Origin of the sequence: Microbacterium rhizomatis (assembly GCF_008710745.1) — a bacterium.
GTDB lineage: Bacteria > Actinomycetota > Actinomycetes > Actinomycetales > Microbacteriaceae > Microbacterium > Microbacterium rhizomatis.
Genome location: NZ_VYSA01000001.1, coordinates 1,211,090 through 1,227,868, shown reverse-complemented (window position 1 = coordinate 1,227,868; position 16,779 = coordinate 1,211,090). Strand labels below are relative to the sequence as shown.

Genomic DNA, 16,779 nt, shown 5'->3' with positions numbered 1-16,779 from the left:
CCCCAGACAGGGCCAAGAATCCCGTGTCCTCAGGATTCGCATAGCCAACCCATCAGCTCGCAATCGCGATCCGTCGCCAGGCGTGCCGCACGATCGGCACGAGAGCGTCATCTGGTGCGTTCCAGGGGCACGATCCGGCGTGCGAGGATACTTCGGTGCAACGCGTCGTCACCGCCGAACTCGACCTCGAACTGGGGTCGTCCGTCGACCTCATCTTCTCGATCACGGCGGCCCAGCCCGTGCCGTTGTCGAGCGAGACGCTGACGTTCACGCAGGGCGATCGCGAATACACCCCGACCGAGATCGTCGACCAGTCCGGCAGCCGGCTGCACCGCCTCACGGGTGAGGCCGGGCTCCTGGAGGTCAGGTACGAAGCGACCGTCGAGGGCGTCGCGACCACCACCCGTACGAGCGACCTCGAGGCGATCACCTACCTTCGTCCGAGCCGCTACTGCCAGTCGGACGAGGTCTTCTCGCAGGCGCGGCGCCAGTTCCGCGGTCTGCACGGCGATGACCTCATCTCAGCGGTGACCGAGTTCGTCTCGTCGAGCGTCACCTACACGCCCGGCCTCAGCCTCGGGACCGACAGCGCCGTGACCACCCTCATGACCGGACAGGGCGTCTGCCGCGACTACGCGCACGTCGTGATCGCGCTCCTTCGGGCGATGGACATGCCGGCGCGGTACGCCGCGTGCTTCGCGCCCGGGCTGCAGCCGATGGACTTCCACGCGGTCGCCGAGGCCTACCACGACGGCGCCTGGTACGTGATCGACGCGACCCGCTTGGCCGACCGCCGGTCACTGGTGCGGATCGCCACGGGTCGAGATGCCGCCGATTGCGCGTTCCTGACGTATCACGGCGGCCACGTCGGTCTCTCGCGCATGCGGGTGGACGCGTGGACGATGCCCGAGACCGCTTCAGCGGACGGCATGGTCGGGGATGACAGCGGTACCGACGACGACCACCTCTCGCTGGTGCAGATCGCCTGACCCATACATCTCGAAGGATGCCCGGGGCTCGGGTCGACCCCGGGGGGCCAGGAACGGACGATGTCGCCCCCGCGATCCTTCGAGATGTTCGGTGATGCTCGGAGAACTCACCGGCACGACCCAGCCGAGCGCGGCCGCACCGGTCCCGCACCGGTCTGACCACAGCGGGCGGACAGATCCGCCGAACTAGACTGGTGCGGCTATGGATCCCGAAGAGCTCTCCGCCGCCCTGCTCACCGTCGTCGCCCCGCTGGTCGAGGCCCGACGCGAGGGCGCGAGCGCAGCGCTGACGGCATCGGATCTGCCGATGGAGCGCCCCAAGAACCGTGAGCACGGCGATTGGGCCTCGAACGCGGCGCTCAAACTCGCCAAGATCGCCGGGGCCAACCCGCGCGAGCTCGCCGCCGAGATCGCCGAAGGGCTTCGCGCCGTCGATGGCGTCGCCAGCGTCGAGGTCGCCGGTCCCGGCTTCATCAACATCCGGCTGGATGCCGCGGCCGCCGGATCACTCGCGCGCGCGATCGTCGAGGCCGGCGCCGCGTTCGGCACGAACTCGTCGCGCGTCGACGAGATCATCAACCTCGAGTTCGTCTCCGCGAACCCGACGGGTCCGATCCACCTCGGCGGAACCCGCTGGGCTGCGGTCGGCGACTCGCTCGCGCGCATCCTGTCGTCGCAGGGCGCCGCGGTCACCCGCGAGTACTACTTCAACGACCACGGCTCGCAGATCGACCGCTTCGCCCGCAGTCTCGTCGCCGCGCACGAGGGTCTTCCCGCCCCCGAGGACGGCTACGGCGGCGGGTACATCCTCGATATCGCGCGGCGGGTGGCGCTCGCCTACGACGGCGACCTGGCCGCCCTGAGCCCGGAGGACAGGCAGGAGGTCTTCCGCTCGATGGGCGTCGCCTTCATGTTCGACGAGATCAAGGCGAGCCTTCACGACTTCGGCGTGGACTTCGACGTGTACTTCCACGAGAACGATCTGCACGACTCGGGCGCGGTGGAGCGCGCCGTGACGCGGTTGCGCGATCTCGGGCACATCTACGAGTCGGACGGCGCGATCTGGCTGCGCACCACCGAGTTCGGGGATGACAAAGACCGGGTCGTCATCAAGTCCGATGGTCAGCCCGCCTATATCTCCGGGGATCTGGCGTACTACCTCGATAAGCGCGAGCGCGGCTTCAACCGGTGCATCATAATGCTCGGCGCCGACCATCACGGTTACGTCCGGCGTCTCATGGCGATGACTGCCGCGTTCGGCGACGAGCCGGGTGTCAACCTGCAGATCCTCATCGGGCAGATGGTGAACCTGGTCCGCGAGGGCCAGCCGATGCGGATGTCCAAGCGCGCCGGCACGGTCGTCACGATGGAGGATCTCGTCGAGATCGTCGGGGTCGACGCCGCGCGGTATTCGCTCGCTCGCAGTTCCGCCGACTCCAATCTCGACATCGACCTCGACGTCCTGCAGAAGCGTACGAACGACAACCCCGTCTTCTACGTGCAGTACGCGCACGCCCGCACGCACAACGTCGCGCGCAATGCCGCGGCATCCGGGGTCGACCGCTCCGAGTTCGCACCGGAACTGCTCCAGCACGAGACCGAATCGGCGCTGCTGGGCGCCCTGCAGGAGTATCCGCGGACCGTCGCGTTCGCCGCAGAGGTGCGCGAGCCGCACCGTATCGCCCGCTACCTCGAAGAGCTCGCGGGGCTCTACCACCGGTGGTACGACAACTGCCGCGTGATCCCGCTCGGCGACGATCCGATCGAGCCGGTGCACCGCACCCGGCTGTGGTTGAACGACGCCACGGGGCAGGTCCTGCGCAATGGCCTGGATCTGCTCGGCGTGAGCGCTCCCGAACGGATGTGACATGACCGACACGCAGCCCACGCAGCCCCTGCCGGACCCGGCGGCGCAGTGGGTGCTGTCCTCTTCGGGTGAGCCCCGGCGACGGCGGCGGGCGTGGCCGTGGATCGTGGCGATCGTCGTGATCGCTGTGCTCGCGGCGGCTGCGTGGTTCGCCGGCGAGTGGATCGCGCGCGACCTCGTGAGCAAGACGATCCGGCAGCAGGTCATCACGAGCCTCGCGCTCCCCGCCGACCAGCCGATCGACGTGACGATCGAAGGTGCGGTGCTGCCGCAGCTCATCGGCGGTCGTCTCGACGACGTGACAGTCGCGTCCGACGACGTCTCTCTCGGGCAGCTCACGGGCGATGTCTCGGTGCACGCGCAAGGGATCGGCCTGGGCGATCCGCCCACGGCGCGCGCAGCGACGGCGACGGTCTCCCTCGACGCGGCGCAGGTGCAGGCGCTCCTGACGAGCACTGCGGGCGGCAACACCACGATCTCCATCGATTCCCTTGCGCTGGCAGAGCCGAACGTGACGGCCGGCACGTCCCTCAGCGTGCTCGGCCTCCCACTGCCTGTCGCGCTCTCCCTGACACCGAGCGCGGCCGAGGGACAGCTCGTCCTGACGCCGGCTTCGGTGCAGGTCGCCGGGGCTGAGCTCAGCGCAGCGGACCTGCGAAGCCGGTTCGGCGGTGTCGCCGATACGCTGCTCGGCGGCTGGAACATCTGCGTCGCGAAGTACCTTCCGGTCGGACTGACCCTGACAAGTGTCGCGGTGCAGGGCGACATGCTCGTCGCGGGCCTGAACGTCGATCCGGCGATCGCCACCGATCCGGCCCTGAGCGCGAAGGGCACGTGCGCCTGAGTCGCGTTGTGCACAGCGCAGAAGCGACGGGATGCCGGTGCCCTAGACTGCTAGGACTGCCCGGCGCGTGAGCACACCGGCCCTGGCACCCCGCAGATCCCGGGCGAACCCCGGAAGACGCCGCGCCGAAGCATCCACCGATTGGTTCCCCACCGTGTCTGCCGCTACGTCCGCCGCTCCGTCCGGCCCGGTCGCGATCCCCTCGTGGCTGGTCGAGCCGGGCGACGCGAATGGCCTGGTCGACGGGGTCTGGCCGTCGTCGGCGGTGCGCGATGAGGACGGTGCGATCCGGATCGCCGGCGTCGCGCTCACCGCGCTGCGCGAACGCTTCGGCACCCCCCTGTACATCTTGGACGAGGACGAAGTGCGGGCCCACGCGCGAGCGGCGCTCGCCGCCTTCCGCACTGCCACCGCGGCGTACGGCGTCGGGGCACGCGTCTACTACGCGGGCAAGGCCTTCCTTTCGACCGAGGTGGTGCGCTGGGTGACCGACGAGGGCCTCGCCGTCGACGTGTGCTCCGAGGGTGAGCTCGCCGTCGCACTCGCCGCGGGCGCCGACCCTGCCCGGCTGGGCTTCCACGGCAACAACAAGTCCACCCGCGAACTCGAAAGCGCCGTCGATGCCGGTATCGGCTCGATCGTCATCGACAGCCATGACGAGATCGATCGGCTCGAGTCGATCATCGCGCGGCGGCGCGCCGCCGTGCCGCACGCGACCCAGGCCGTTCTCGTGCGCGTCGTCAGCGGTGTGCACGCAGAGACCCACGACTTCCTCGCCACGGCGCACGAAGACCAGAAGTTCGGCTTCGCTCTGGGGGATGCCGCGGCCGCCGTCTCCCGCATCCGCTCGATCCCGGGTCTGGTCTTCACGGGGTTGCACTGCCACATCGGCTCGCAGATCTTCGGCACGTCCGGCTTCGCCGAGTCCGCCGCGCGGGTCGTCGAGCTGCACGCCGCCCTGCTCGAGGGCGGCGACGTCCCCGTGATGAATCTCGGGGGCGGCTTCGGCATCGCCTACACCTCTGCCGATGACCCGACCCCCATCGCGGCACTGGCCACGGGCATCGTCGACGCCGTTGCACGGGAGTGCGCCGAGCGCGGCATCCCGATCCCGAATCTCGCTTTCGAGCCGGGGCGCGCGATCGTCGGTCAGGCCGGTGTGACTCTGTACGAGGTGGGCACGATCAAGCCGGTGCTGGTGTCGGACGACCTGGTTCGCACGTACGTCAGCGTCGACGGCGGTATGAGCGACAATGCCCGCCCCGCCCTGTACGGCGCGCAGTACTCCGCGCGCATCGCGTCCCGTGCGAGCGCCGCGGCGCCCACGCTCTCGCGCGTCGTGGGGCGCCATTGCGAGTCGGGCGACATCGTGGTGGACGCGGAGTACCTGCCTGCGGACATCGCACCCGGCGACCTTCTCGCCGTGCCCGCGACGGGGGCGTACTGCTTCTCGCTGGCGAGCAACTACAACTTTGTGCCCCGTCCGGCGGTCGTCGCCGTCCGCGGGGGAGAAGCGCGCGTGATCGTACGCGCCGAGTCGATCTCGGATCTGCTGGCCCGCGACACGGGCGCGTCCGGGGAGGGGAACACGTGACTGACTACCGTCGCCTCCGGGTGGCACTGCTGGGCGCGGGGGCCGTCGGGTCTCAGGTCGCCGCACTGCTGCTGCGTCACGGAGCCGAATTGGCCGATCGTGCCGGAGCCGAGCTCGAGCTCGTCGGGATCGCGGTGCGCGACCTCGACGCCCCGCGCGAGACCGACCTGCCGCGCGAGCTCTTCACCACCGACGCCGAGACGCTCATCATGGGCGCCGACATCGTGATCGAGCTGATGGGGGGCATCGAGCCGGCCCGCACCTATCTGCTGCAGGCCATCAACTCGGGCGCCGACGTCGTCACGGCCAACAAGGCGCTCCTGGCCACCCACGGCACCGAGATCTTCGAGGCCGCCGACCAGGTCGGGGCGCAGGTCTACTACGAGGCTGCCGCCGCTGGTGCGATCCCGATCATCCGCCCGCTGCGCGACTCACTCGCCGGCGACCGCGTGCAGCGCATCATGGGTATCGTCAACGGTACGACGAACTACATCCTCGACCGGATGGACACCGAGGGCGCCGACCTCGCCGACGTACTGGCCGAAGCACAGGCCCTCGGCTACGCCGAGGCCGACCCGACCGCGGATGTCGAAGGCTTCGATGCGGCCCAGAAGGCGGCGATCCTCGCGAGCCTCGCCTTCCACACGACCGTCCCGCTCTCCACGGTGCACCGTGAGGGCATCACGGGCATCGACGCGTCGATGATCGAATCAGCGCGACGCGCCGGCTACGTCATCAAGCTGCTGGCGGTGTGCGAGCGGCTGCAGGGCGAATCGGATGCCGCGGCATCCGGTGAAGCCATCTCGGTGCGCGTCTATCCCGCCCTCATCAGCCGGGCCCACCCGCTTGCGAGCGTCCACGGCGCCCACAACGCCGTCTTCGTGCAGGCCGAGGCGGCGGGCAGCCTCATGTTCTACGGGGCAGGGGCCGGGGGCGTGCAGACGGCGTCCGCCGTGCTGGGCGACATCGTCTCGGCGGCGCGCCGCCACATCGCCGGCGGTGTCGGGGTGGGCGAGTCGACCAGAGCGAATCTGCCCATCGTGCCCGTCGGCCGTGTCACGACCCGCTACCAGATCACGCTCGAGGTCGACGACCGGCCCGGAGTGCTGGCCACGGTGGCCGGCACTCTCAGCGACGGCCGCGTCTCGATCGCGACCGTCGAGCAGACCATCGTCGACGACGCCGACACCGCCGATGCGGTGGGCGTTGCACGACTGGTCATCGGAACCCACAAAGCCCGGGAGCAGGACCTGAGCGAGACCGTCGATCGGCTCGCGGCGAGCGGCGTCGTGGAGCGCGTCGTCTCGGTCCTGCGCGTAGAAGGAGACTGACAATGGCACACGTCTGGCGCGGAGTCCTCCGCGAATACGCTGATCGACTGGGAGTGACGGATGCCTCGACCGTCGTGACCCTGGGCGAGGGCGGCACGCCGCTCCTGCCGGCACCGGCGCTGTCGCGTCTGACCGGGGCCGACGTCTGGGTCAAGTTCGAGGGCATGAACCCGACGGGCTCTTTCAAGGACCGCGGCATGACCGTCGCGCTGTCGCGCGCCGTCGAGCACGGTGCGAAGGCGGTCATCTGCGCCTCCACGGGCAACACGTCGGCATCGGCCGCCGCGTATGCCGCGCACGCGGGCATCACGGCCGCCGTGCTGGTGCCCGAGGGCAAGATCGCGATGGGCAAGCTCAGCCAGGCGGTGATCCACAATGGTCAGCTGATCCAGATCCGCGGCAACTTCGACGATTGCCTCGAGATCGCCCGCGAGCTCGCCGACCACTATCCGGTTCACCTGGTCAACTCGGTCAACCCCGATCGCATCGAGGGTCAGAAGACGGCGGCCTACGAGGTCGTCGAGGTGCTGGGCGACGCTCCCGACTTCCACTTCATCCCGGTCGGGAACGCCGGCAACTACACCGCCTACTCGCGCGGCTACCGCGAGGAGGCCGAGCGCGGCGTGGCCACGCGCGTGCCGCGGATGTTCGGGTTCCAGGCCGAGGGCAGCGCCCCGCTCGTGCGCGGCGAGATCGTGAAGAACCCCGAGACGGTCGCCAGCGCGATCCGCATCGGCAATCCCGCATCGTGGGAGCTCGCCCTCGAGGCGCGCGACGCCACCGACGGCTGGTTCGGTGCGATCGACGACGCCCGCATCCTCGCTGCCCAGAAGCTTCTCGCCGGTGAGGTGGGCATCTTCGTCGAGCCTGCCTCGGCGATCAGCGTCGCGGGCCTCCTCGACCGCGCGGAGGCGGGGATCGTCCCCGCAGGTGCCCGCGTGGTGCTGACGGTCACCGGTCACGGGCTGAAAGATCCGCAGTGGGCGTTGCGCAACGCCGACGGCAGCGAGGTCGCTCCGACCGTCGTGGACGCGACGACCTCCGAGGTGGCGTCGGTGCTGGGCCTGGTGCCCGCGGTGGAACCGGCGTGAGCGCATCCGATCCGTCGCCCGCGTCCCCCGGGCGCACGGTCGCGGTTCGGGTACCGGCGACAAGCGCCAATCTCGGTCCCGGTTTCGACACGCTCGGACTCGCGCTGAGCGTCTACGACGAGCTGCTCGTCACGGCGCTCGACGATGATCGCGTCGAGATCGAGGTGACCGGCCAGGGGGCGGATGCCGTTCCGCTCGATGCCTCCCACCTCGTCGTACGGTCCATGGCGCACGCGTTCGCCTCTGTGGGGCGCCGCATGCCGGGTGTGCGACTTCGTGCGCACAACGTCATTCCGCACGGGCGCGGCCTGGGGTCGTCGGGCGCGGCGGTGGTCTCGGGCCTGCTCGCCGCGAAGGGTCTGCTCGAGCTCGGTACCGATCACACCGACGGAGTCGAGCTCGGCGACGAGGCACTGCTGCGGCTTGCGACCGAGCTCGAGGGGCACCCCGACAACGTCGCACCCGCGTTGTTCGGCGGCCTCACGATCGCCTGGATGGATGAGACAGGCCCCCAGCACAAGAAGCTCCTCGTGCATCGGGGTGTCTCGCCCGTGGTCTTCGTGCCCGAATTCACGATGTCGACGAGCGTCGCGCGCAGCCTGCAGCCGCTCCAGGTGCCTCGCGAGGACGCGGTCTTCAACGTGTCGCGCTCCGCACTGCTGATCGCCGCGCTCATCCAGAGCCCTGAGCTGCTGCTGGCTGCCACCGGCGACAGATTGCACCAGGATTACCGCGCTCAGGCCATGCCCGAGACCGATCGCCTGGTGCGCGCACTTCGTGCGCAGGGTTTCGCCGCGGTCATCTCCGGGGCAGGTCCCAGCGTGCTCGTGCTGGCCGACGGGCCGGGCCGGCGTCTGGAAGCGGCGGACGTCGCGGCATCCGTCACCGACACCCCGTGGGACGCGCTCATGCTGGCCGTCGACTTTAAGGGTGGTACAGTGAAAGAGTACGCGGAGGGTTCCACGTAACACGTGAATCTGGCCTCCGTCGCAAATCTGCGAAAGCACCGCATCACCCCCCACCCTTGACGCTCTTCGAGTGACCATCCGGTCCCTGAGTGCGTCGAATCGCGGTGGGGACCGGGTCCGTCCTGCACGGATCGGATGCGGTCGTGCACATCCACACGTTTCACAAGGGAGAACTCGTGGAGTCCATCTCCGAGATCAACACTGCCGATGCCCAGGCGGACGAGCGCGTCGACGCGCCCGCGTCCGGAGAAGGCGCCGCGCAGTCCGACGACACCATCGCCGTCAACACCGATAACGCCCCCGATGTCGCTGAGGCCGAGGCGCCCGTCGCCCAGGAGCCTGGCGACGAAGAGCCCGTCGCGCAGACACCTGGCGAGCAGCAGGCAGAGGTCGCAGCGGATGCTCCGGCTGACGCACCTGTCGACGCGACGCCCGCCGCGGCCGAGGCTCCGGTCGAGCCGGCACCCGCCACCGCGCCGCGCAAGCGAGCGCCGCGTCGGGCGAAGAGCACCGACGCCCCGGCCAAGGCGTCTCCGAAGGCGGCCGCCGAGTCCGCGGTCGATGCGCCCGCCGCAGAGCAGACGCCCGCCGCAGAGCAGACGCCCACCGCAGAGCAGACGCCCGCCACGGAGGCTGCCGTCGAGGCGCCAGCAGCGGAGACGCCCACTGCGGAGGCTGCCGTCGAGGCACCCGTCACGGAAGAGACCCCCTCGGCTGAGGCGCCGTCCGAAGCCGGTGCCGCGGAGGCACCTGCGCAGGACGTATCCGTCACCGACACCACCGCCGGGGCCGACACCACCGCCGGGGCCGACACGACCGCCGAGGCCGACACGACCGCCGAGGCCGACACGACCGAGGGCGGTGCCACAACCGAGGGCGAGGCCACGACCGAGGGCGAGCCCGGCACATCTGCGCGCAGCCGCAGCCGGAGCCGCAATCGCAACCGCCGCAACGGCCAGACCGCGCAGACGGGTCAGGGGGCGCAGCCCCAGGGCAACGCTCAGAACCAGAATCAGCCGCAGCAGGCCGAGACCGACGACGAGCCGGCACCGGCCGCAGGGCGCGGGCGCCAGCCCCGCAACGCCGCGCGTGAGAACAACCCCCGCGACAACGGTCCGAAGCGCCGTGGCCAGCAGGGCGCCGACGAGTTCGAGACCGAGATCAACGAGGACGACGTCCTCATTCCGATCGCCGGCATCCTCGACGTGCTCGACAACTACGCTTTCGTCCGCACGAGCGGCTACCTGCCGGGCGCAAGCGACGTCTATGTGTCGCTCGGCCAGGTCAAGAAGTACAACCTCCGCAAGGGCGACGCGGTCGTCGGCGCGATCAAGCAGCCGCGCGAGAACGAGCAGTCCAGCCGCCAGAAGTACAACGCGCTGGTCAAGGTCGACTCGGTCAACGGCCTGTCCGTCGAAGATGCGGCGACCCGCGTCGAATTCGGCAAGCTCACTCCGCTCTATCCGCAGGACCGCCTGCGCCTCGAGACGGCACCCGAGAAGCTGACCCAGCGCATCATCGACCTGGTCGCTCCGATCGGGAAGGGCCAGCGAGGCCTCATCGTCGCGCCGCCGAAGGCCGGCAAGACGATCGTGCTGCAGCAGATCGCCAATGCGATCGCGACGAACAACCCCGAAGTGCACCTCATGGTCGTGCTCGTGGACGAGCGTCCGGAAGAAGTCACCGACATGCAGCGCACGGTCAAGGGCGAGGTCATCGCCTCGACGTTCGACCGTCCGGCCGAAGATCACACGACGGTCGCCGAGCTGGCGATCGAGCGCGCCAAGCGCCTCGTCGAGCTCGGCCGCGACGTGGTCGTGCTCCTGGACTCGATCACGCGCCTCGGCCGTGCGTACAACATCACCGCGCCCACGTCCGGCCGTGTGCTCACCGGTGGTGTCGACGCATCGGCGCTGTACCCGCCCAAGCGCTTCTTCGGCGCCGCCCGCAACATCGAGAACGGCGGGTCGCTCACGATCCTCGCCACAGCGCTCGTGGAGACCGGTTCGAAGATGGACGAAGTCATCTTCGAAGAGTTCAAGGGCACCGGCAACAGCGAACTGCGCCTGTCGCGTCAGCTGGCCGACAAGCGCATCTTCCCGGCCGTGGACGTGAACGCGTCGAGCACGCGTCGTGAAGAGATGCTCCTGTCAGCTGACGAGGTCAAGATCACCTGGAAGCTGCGTCGTGCCCTCGCCGGCCTCGACCCCCAGCAGGCTCTCGAGGTCGTGCTCGGCAAGCTGAAAGAGACCTCGTCCAACGTCGAGTTCCTCGTGCAGATGCAGAAGTCGATCCCGGCGCCCACCGGCGGAAGCAGCCACGGGCACGAGAACAACATCCGCTGACCTCTGGCGGGAGCCACCCATCGTGTCCGACTCCGGCATGTTCGAATCCGTTCGCGGACTGATCGAAGAGCACAAGGCCGTCCAGGAGGAGCTTTCCGATCCTGCGGTGCACGCAGACGCGGCGCGCGCGAAGCGCGTCAACCGCCGCTACGCAGAGCTGTCTCGCATCGTGGCGGCCAATGACGCGTGGGTCGCAGCATCCGATGATCTCGAAGCCGCGCGCGAGCTCGCCCGTGAGGACGACGCATTCGCGGAAGAGATCCCGGGGCTCGAGGAGCGGGTCGCCACGACGCAGGAGCGTCTGCGGCGCCTGCTGATCCCGCGCGACCCCGACGACGCGCGGGACGTGATCATGGAGATCAAGGGCGGCGAGGGTGGCGCCGAGAGTGCGCTGTTCGCGGCCGACCTCCTGCGGATGTACCTGCAGTACGCGGCGTCGAAGGGCTGGAAGACCGAGCTCCTGGAGCGGACGGAGTCCGACCTCGGCGGATACAAGGACGTGCAGGTCGCGATCAAGGGATCATCCGCCGACCCCGCGCAGGGCGTGTGGGCGCACCTCAAGTACGAGGGCGGCGTGCACCGCGTGCAGCGTGTGCCGGCCACCGAGTCGCAGGGGCGGATCCATACGTCCACGACGGGCGTTCTCGTCTTCCCGGAGGTGGACGAGCCCGACGAGGTCGAGATCAACCCGAACGATCTCAAGATCGATGTCTTCCGATCCTCCGGCCCCGGCGGCCAGTCCGTCAACACGACCGATTCGGCCGTGCGCATCACCCACGTACCCACGGGGATCGTCGTGTCGATGCAGAACGAGAAGAGCCAGCTGCAGAACCGCGAGGCGGGCATGCGCGTTCTTCGCGCCCGCCTGCTCGCGAAGCAGCAGGAGGAGCGGGATGCCGTGGCCTCCGACGCCCGCAAGTCGCAGATCCGCGGGATGGACCGATCCGAGCGCATCCGCACGTACAACTTCCCCGAGAACCGCATCGCGGATCACCGCACCGGGTACAAGGCGTACAACCTCGACCAGGTGATGGACGGCGCGCTCGACCCGATCATCGAGTCGTGCATCGCCGCCGACGAAGAGGAGCGTCTGGCGGCGCTCGGCGCGGACTCCTGACCCGCTGCGCCCCTCACCGGCCCCGCAGGACGCTCACCTGTCGCAACACGCCCTCGCACGGCGCGCCGCCGGGCGTGTCGTGACAGGTGAGCGGATCGCCGAGTCCTCCCCCTGTGGAGAACTCCTGCACTTGTGCGGGCCCTGTGGCAGGTTTCAGGGATGCCGCGGCACGATCTCCCTGAAGACCTGGGTGACATGTTCCCCGTCCATCTCGCTCGCGCGAAGGGGGTCAGTCAGAAGCGTCTGCGCGGGAGCGACCTGGAGAAGCCGTTCCACGGCGTGCGCTCTCGTCTCCCGACGTCGGGAGACGTCGATGACCTCGAGGCGGCGTCGCCGCACGAGCAGCAGCGTCGCCGCATTATTCGTGCCGCTCGGCAGTATGCGCAACGGATGGGTCCCGGTGAGTTCTTCACCCACTCGACCGCCGCCGTGATCTGGGGCGCTCCGGTTCCGCTGCTGTCCGACGAGCGTCCGCATGTTGCCGTGCTGGCGCCCCAGCGGTTGGTGCGTTCCGCGGGAGTGCGTGCGCACGAGACACAGCCGCACTTGACGCGTGTCGCCATTCATCCGGATCACCGGCTACCGGTCGCCAGTCCGGCGACGACCTGGGCGTCGCTGGCCGCAGAGCTGCGCACCCTGTACGACCTCGTCGCGATCGGCGACTACTTCGTCCGGATCCCGAGGATGCCGGGCGGCTTCGACAAGCTGATGAAGCCGCCGTTGACGACTCTGGTCGCGCTCGAGGCAGCCCTGATCGCGGGACGTCGGATCGGTAAGCCGCTGCTCAGAGAGGCATTGCCCCGAGTGCGGACGGGGTCGTCCTCCCGGCCAGAGACATGGATGCGATGCCTCGTGGTGGATGCGGGTATGCCCGAACCCATCCTCGATCACGATGTCTACGACGCCGACGGCACGTTCGTCGGCTGCCTCGACGGCGCCTACCCGGACGTCAAGGTCGCGCTCGAGTACGAGGGCGACCATCATCGGACGGACCCGACGACCTGGAACCGCGACATCCGTAAGCATGACGCCCTGGCGGCGCTCGGGTGGCGCGTCGTCCGGGTCACCCGCGCCGATGTCTTCGCGGATCCCGCTGCGTTCCTTCTTCGCGCCAGCACCGCACTGCGGGCGCGTCGATGACGCCCTCTCCGGGCCCGCTCACCCGACGCGACACGCCCATCCAGGCCGCGTCGAAGGGCGTGTCACGCCGGGGGAGCGGGTTTGGAGCGGGCGAAGAGCATGCCGATATGATCCACACGTGATCACGTTCCTCATCCGCGCCGCGATCTTCATCGTCTCGGCCGCACTCGGCCTCATCGCCGCCGACCTGATCCTGCCCGGCTTCCGCATCGATTGGAGCGACTGGTGGGGATTCGTGCTCGCCGTCGTGATCTTCGCCGTCATCCAGAGCGTGCTCGCTCCGTGGGTCTTCAAAGTGACACGGCGTCATGCTCCCGCGATGCTCGGCGGCATCGGCATCATTTCGACGTTCGTGGCGATCGTCGTCGTCGTGCTCATCCCCGGCGCCGGTATCGGCATATCGAATGCGATCTCGTGGGTGCTCGCGCCGGTGATCGTCTGGCTGGTGACGGCGCTGGCGACCTGGCTGCTGCCGCCCCTGTTCATCAAGAAGAAAGTCAGCGACGCGAGGTCCTGACGGCGCCTCAGATGATGTATTCGGGGGCGGTGAGCAACGCGCGCGTGTCGATCCCCTCGCGTCTGGTGCGCGGCTTCGCCGGGACCCCGACGAGGATGCTGTCGGCCGGGGCATCCCGTGTGACAACGGCGTTCGCACCGATCACCGTGTCGGAACCGATCGTGATGGGGCCCAGCACCTTGGCACCGGCGCCGACCGCCACGCGATCGCCGAGCGTGGGGTGGCGTTTGCCGCCTTCTCTTTGACGGCCGCCGAGCGTGACGCCGTGGTACAGCATCACGTCGTCACCCACCTCGGCGGTCTCGCCGATCACCACGCCCATGCCGTGGTCGATGAAGAACCTGCGCCCGATCGTCGCGCCCGGGTGGATCTCGATCCCGGTCATCCAGCGAGTGACCTGCGACCCCGCACGAGCGGCGAACCGGAACCCGCGCACCCAGAGCGCGTGCCAGACGCGGTGCGCCCAGATGGCGTGTAGCCCCGGGTACAGCAGAGCGAGCTCGATCGAGGAGCGTGCTGCGGGGTCGCGGAGCTTCGCTGCTGCGATGTCCTCGCGGATCCGTGCCGAGGGCCGCATCGATCAGTCCTCCCGCAGGTGCTCGTACAGGGCGGTGCTGAGGTAGCGCTCTCCGGCCGACGGCACGATCACGACGATGTTCTTGCCCGCGTTCTCAGGCCGCGCCGCGACCTGCAGAGCCGCCCAGATCGCCGCGCCGCTGGACATGCCCACGAGGATGCCCTCGTCGGTCGCGACCTGACGCGCCACGCGGATGGCGTCGTCGAATTCGACGGCGATGACTTCGTCGAGGATGCTGCGGTCGAGGATCGCGGGGACGAAGTTCGGCCCGATGCCCTGGATCTTGTGCGGCCCGGGGTGCCCTTCGCTCAACACGGGTGAGTCCTTGGGCTCGACCGCGATGATCTGCACATCCGGGTTGCGTTCCTTGAGCACCTGGCCGACGCCCGTGATGGTGCCGCCGGTGCCCACTCCCGCGATGAAGATGTCGACCTTGCCGTCGGTGTCGCGCCAGATCTCTTCTGCGGTGGTCTTGCGGTGGATGGCGGGGTTCGCCTCGTTCTCGAACTGCCGCGCCCAGATCGCTCCGGGGGTATCGGCGACGATCTGCTTCGCGATGCTCACCGCCTCCGACATCCCCTTCGTCGGGTCGGTGAGCACGAGCTCGGCGCCGAAGGCTCTGAGCAGGAGGCGCCGTTCCTTCGACATCGACGCCGGCATGGTCAGGATCACCTTGTAGCCGCGCGCCGCGCCGACCATCGCGAGCGCGATGCCCGTGTTGCCGCTCGTGGATTCGACGATCGTGCCGCCGGGCTTCAGCTCGCCGGAGGCTTCCGCTGCGTCCACGATCGCGATCCCGAGGCGGTCCTTGACGCTCGAGACCGGGTTGTAGAACTCGAGCTTCGCCAGGACCGTCGCCCCCAGGCCAGCGGTGACACGGTTCAGCTTGACGAGCGGAGTATTGCCGAATGCGCTGGTGATGTCGGAGTGGATGCCGGACATGGGAGGGCCTTTCGGGAGACGGTCTGCAGGACGCCGATCCAGCCTAGGCGAGTGGACCCCCCGTCGGGGCTGTGTGACTTGCGGCTCGTCTCGTTGCCCCTAGGTGGCCCTGATGAGGCGCGGGGATCCGAGGTCGCACACGCGGAACTTCTGCGAGGCGAAGCCCGGGCCGTAGACGAGTGTTCGCGCGTACACCGTTCGAGACGGGTCGGCAGAGCATTCCCACCTGATCGTGGGGGTTCCGGTGCAGAACGCCGTCAGGTCTCCGCCGTTGGTGCGGTATTCGACGCATCCCCCCGCCGCATTCGCCGCTCCTGCGCCCGCCAGCGAAATACCTGCGGCGAGGAGCACCGCAACAGCTGAAGCTGACAGTGTTCTTCCGAGTCTTCTCATTCTTGACTTCCCGTTTCTCATGTCTTCCCTCAGCGTCGATGGCGCGCTGTCAAACCAATATATAGGAATATCAAAATGGCCGCACGCTCGATCGTGAGTGTGGGCGCGGCGAGATAGGCTGGCAGCCCGCGCTCGTCTATCTCTGGCGCGCCTCGATCGCTAGGAATCGCGTTGCTTCTTTCTGAGGCCCTCCACCGCTGCGTTGATCGGCTGGCCGCGGCCGGCATATCCGATCCGCAGGTCGACGCAGAGCTGCTCGCCGCCCATGTGCTGGGCGTCCGGCGCGGAGCAGTTCAGGCCGGCGCCATCCGGGGCGACCGGGTCGACGCCGCGCAGGCGGCGAACCTCGAAGAGCTGGTGGCGCGCCGTGCGGCGCGCGAGCCGCTTCAGCACCTGACCGGGGTGGCCCCGTTCCGGCACCTCGAACTCCGGGTCGGACCGGGGGTGTTCGTGCCGCGACCCGAGACCGAGATCGTCGCGCAGTTCGCTATCGACGCGCTCGCGGCCGCCGCATCCCCTTCTCCCATCGCCGTCGACCTCGGTACGGGGAGCGGCGCGATCGCGCTCGCACTGGCGACCGAGGTGCCTCGAGCGCGGGTCTTCGCCGCCGAGAACTCGGTCGACGCGTTCGCCTGGACGAAAGAGAACTTCGTCCGGGTGGGCGCCGAGAACGCGCATCTGGCTTTCATCGATCTCGAGCGCGCATTCCCCGAGCTCGACGGCACGGTATCGGTGGTCGTGTCGAATCCTCCCTATGTTCCGGATGCTGCCATCCCGCGCGATCCGGAGGTCCGCCTCTTCGACCCGCCGGTGGCGCTCTACGGCGGCGCCGACGGACTGGATGTCGTACGGGTGCTCAGCAGGGTCGGTCTGCGTCTTGCGCACCCCGGCGGGCTGCTGGTGATCGAGCACGGTGAATGGCAGGGTGCGCAGATCCGCGACATCCTCACTGCGGATGGATGGCGCGCCGCCGCGACGCACCCCGATCTGACCATGCGCGACAGGGCGACCACGGCGCTGCATCCGTGAGAGCATCCGCGCCCCCGACGTAGACTGGGGCCGAT

15 protein-coding genes are annotated in these 16,779 nt (G+C 69.0%); 12 read left to right on the top strand and 3 right to left on the bottom strand.

Annotated elements, in window-relative coordinates; genetic code table 11:
• The first annotated feature begins 155 nt into the window (after positions 1–155).
• The 11 genes from F6B43_RS05895 (at position 156) to F6B43_RS05845 (ending at position 13,803) form a co-directional block, all read left to right on the top strand.
• On the top strand, positions 156–989 hold the full coding sequence (locus F6B43_RS05895) for a transglutaminase-like domain-containing protein (RefSeq protein WP_150447908.1): 834 nt from the start codon (positions 156–158) through the stop codon (positions 987–989).
• Positions 990–1,191: 202 nt separating this feature from the next.
• The gene (argS, locus tag F6B43_RS05890) at positions 1,192–2,856 is read left to right on the top strand and encodes an arginine--tRNA ligase (RefSeq protein WP_150447907.1); all 1,665 of its coding nucleotides are present in this window, start codon (positions 1,192–1,194) and stop codon (positions 2,854–2,856) included.
• A gap of 1 nt (position 2,857) precedes the next feature.
• A complete protein-coding gene (locus tag F6B43_RS05885) occupies positions 2,858–3,700 on the top strand; it encodes an LmeA family phospholipid-binding protein (protein ID WP_150447906.1) in 843 nt (280 codons plus the stop codon).
• A gap of 154 nt (positions 3,701–3,854) precedes the next feature.
• Positions 3,855–5,294: a diaminopimelate decarboxylase gene (gene lysA / locus F6B43_RS05880; RefSeq protein WP_150447905.1), complete on the top strand. Its 1,440-nt coding sequence runs from the start codon at positions 3,855–3,857 to the stop codon at positions 5,292–5,294.
• Positions 5,291–6,625: a homoserine dehydrogenase gene (locus tag F6B43_RS05875; RefSeq protein WP_150447904.1), complete on the top strand. Its 1,335-nt coding sequence runs from the start codon at positions 5,291–5,293 to the stop codon at positions 6,623–6,625. The genes lysA and F6B43_RS05875 overlap by 4 nt, the downstream gene beginning before the upstream one ends.
• A gap of 2 nt (positions 6,626–6,627) precedes the next feature.
• The gene (gene thrC, locus F6B43_RS05870) at positions 6,628–7,716 is read left to right on the top strand and encodes a threonine synthase (protein ID WP_150447903.1); all 1,089 of its coding nucleotides are present in this window, start codon (positions 6,628–6,630) and stop codon (positions 7,714–7,716) included.
• The gene (thrB, locus tag F6B43_RS05865; RefSeq protein WP_150447902.1) at positions 7,713–8,684 is read left to right on the top strand and encodes a homoserine kinase; all 972 of its coding nucleotides are present in this window, start codon (positions 7,713–7,715) and stop codon (positions 8,682–8,684) included. Before thrC ends, thrB begins: the two co-directional genes overlap by 4 nt.
• A 176-nt stretch (positions 8,685–8,860) precedes the next feature.
• Positions 8,861–11,029 carry a transcription termination factor Rho gene (rho, locus tag F6B43_RS05860; RefSeq protein WP_246159813.1) on the top strand — a complete coding sequence of 723 codons (2,169 nt, stop codon included), beginning with the start codon at positions 8,861–8,863 and terminating at the stop codon, positions 11,027–11,029.
• Between the two features lie 37 nt (positions 11,030–11,066).
• Entirely contained in the window at positions 11,067–12,146 is a 1,080-nt protein-coding gene (gene prfA / locus F6B43_RS05855) for a peptide chain release factor 1 (RefSeq protein ID WP_150448453.1), read from the top strand.
• A gap of 159 nt (positions 12,147–12,305) precedes the next feature.
• On the top strand, positions 12,306–13,286 hold the full coding sequence (locus tag F6B43_RS05850; RefSeq protein ID WP_150447900.1) for a hypothetical protein: 981 nt from the start codon (positions 12,306–12,308) through the stop codon (positions 13,284–13,286).
• Positions 13,287–13,404: 118 nt separating this feature from the next.
• On the top strand, positions 13,405–13,803 hold the full coding sequence (locus F6B43_RS05845) for a hypothetical protein (RefSeq protein WP_150447899.1): 399 nt from the start codon (positions 13,405–13,407) through the stop codon (positions 13,801–13,803).
• Between the two features lie 7 nt (positions 13,804–13,810).
• Here the strand turns inward: F6B43_RS05845 and epsC are convergent, their stop codons facing one another.
• The 3 genes from epsC to F6B43_RS05830 form a co-directional block, all read right to left on the bottom strand.
• Complete coding sequence (epsC, locus tag F6B43_RS05840; RefSeq protein ID WP_150447898.1) at positions 13,811–14,380, bottom strand: serine O-acetyltransferase EpsC; 570 nt, start codon at positions 14,378–14,380, stop codon at positions 13,811–13,813.
• A 3-nt stretch (positions 14,381–14,383) separates the two neighbouring features.
• Positions 14,384–15,322, bottom strand: coding sequence for a cysteine synthase A (cysK, locus tag F6B43_RS05835; RefSeq protein ID WP_150447897.1), 939 nt, complete (start codon positions 15,320–15,322; stop codon positions 14,384–14,386).
• Between the two features lie 99 nt (positions 15,323–15,421).
• Positions 15,422–15,673 carry a hypothetical protein gene (locus F6B43_RS05830; RefSeq protein ID WP_150447896.1) on the bottom strand — a complete coding sequence of 84 codons (252 nt, stop codon included), beginning with the start codon at positions 15,671–15,673 and terminating at the stop codon, positions 15,422–15,424.
• A 207-nt stretch (positions 15,674–15,880) separates the two neighbouring features.
• On the opposite strand from F6B43_RS05830, the gene prmC reads away from it, so the two are divergent.
• Positions 15,881–16,744, top strand: coding sequence for a peptide chain release factor N(5)-glutamine methyltransferase (gene prmC / locus F6B43_RS05825; RefSeq protein WP_150447895.1), 864 nt, complete (start codon positions 15,881–15,883; stop codon positions 16,742–16,744).
• Positions 16,745–16,779: the final 35 nt, after the last annotated feature.

What these genes read in the sequence shown, in the direction of transcription:
- epsC (WP_150447898.1), bottom strand. Translation starts at nt 14,380, where the DNA reads ATGCGGCCCTCGGCACGGATCCGCGAGGACATCGCAGCAGCGAAGCTC.
- F6B43_RS05885 (WP_150447906.1), top strand. Translation starts at nt 2,858, where the DNA reads ATGACCGACACGCAGCCCACGCAGCCCCTGCCGGACCCGGCGGCGCAG.
- thrC (WP_150447903.1), top strand. Translation starts at nt 6,628, where the DNA reads ATGGCACACGTCTGGCGCGGAGTCCTCCGCGAATACGCTGATCGACTG.
- F6B43_RS05850 (WP_150447900.1), top strand. Translation starts at nt 12,306, where the DNA reads ATGCCGCGGCACGATCTCCCTGAAGACCTGGGTGACATGTTCCCCGTC.
- cysK (WP_150447897.1), bottom strand. Translation starts at nt 15,322, where the DNA reads ATGTCCGGCATCCACTCCGACATCACCAGCGCATTCGGCAATACTCCG.
- argS (WP_150447907.1), top strand. Translation starts at nt 1,192, where the DNA reads ATGGATCCCGAAGAGCTCTCCGCCGCCCTGCTCACCGTCGTCGCCCCG.
- prfA (WP_150448453.1), top strand. Translation starts at nt 11,067, where the DNA reads ATGTTCGAATCCGTTCGCGGACTGATCGAAGAGCACAAGGCCGTCCAG.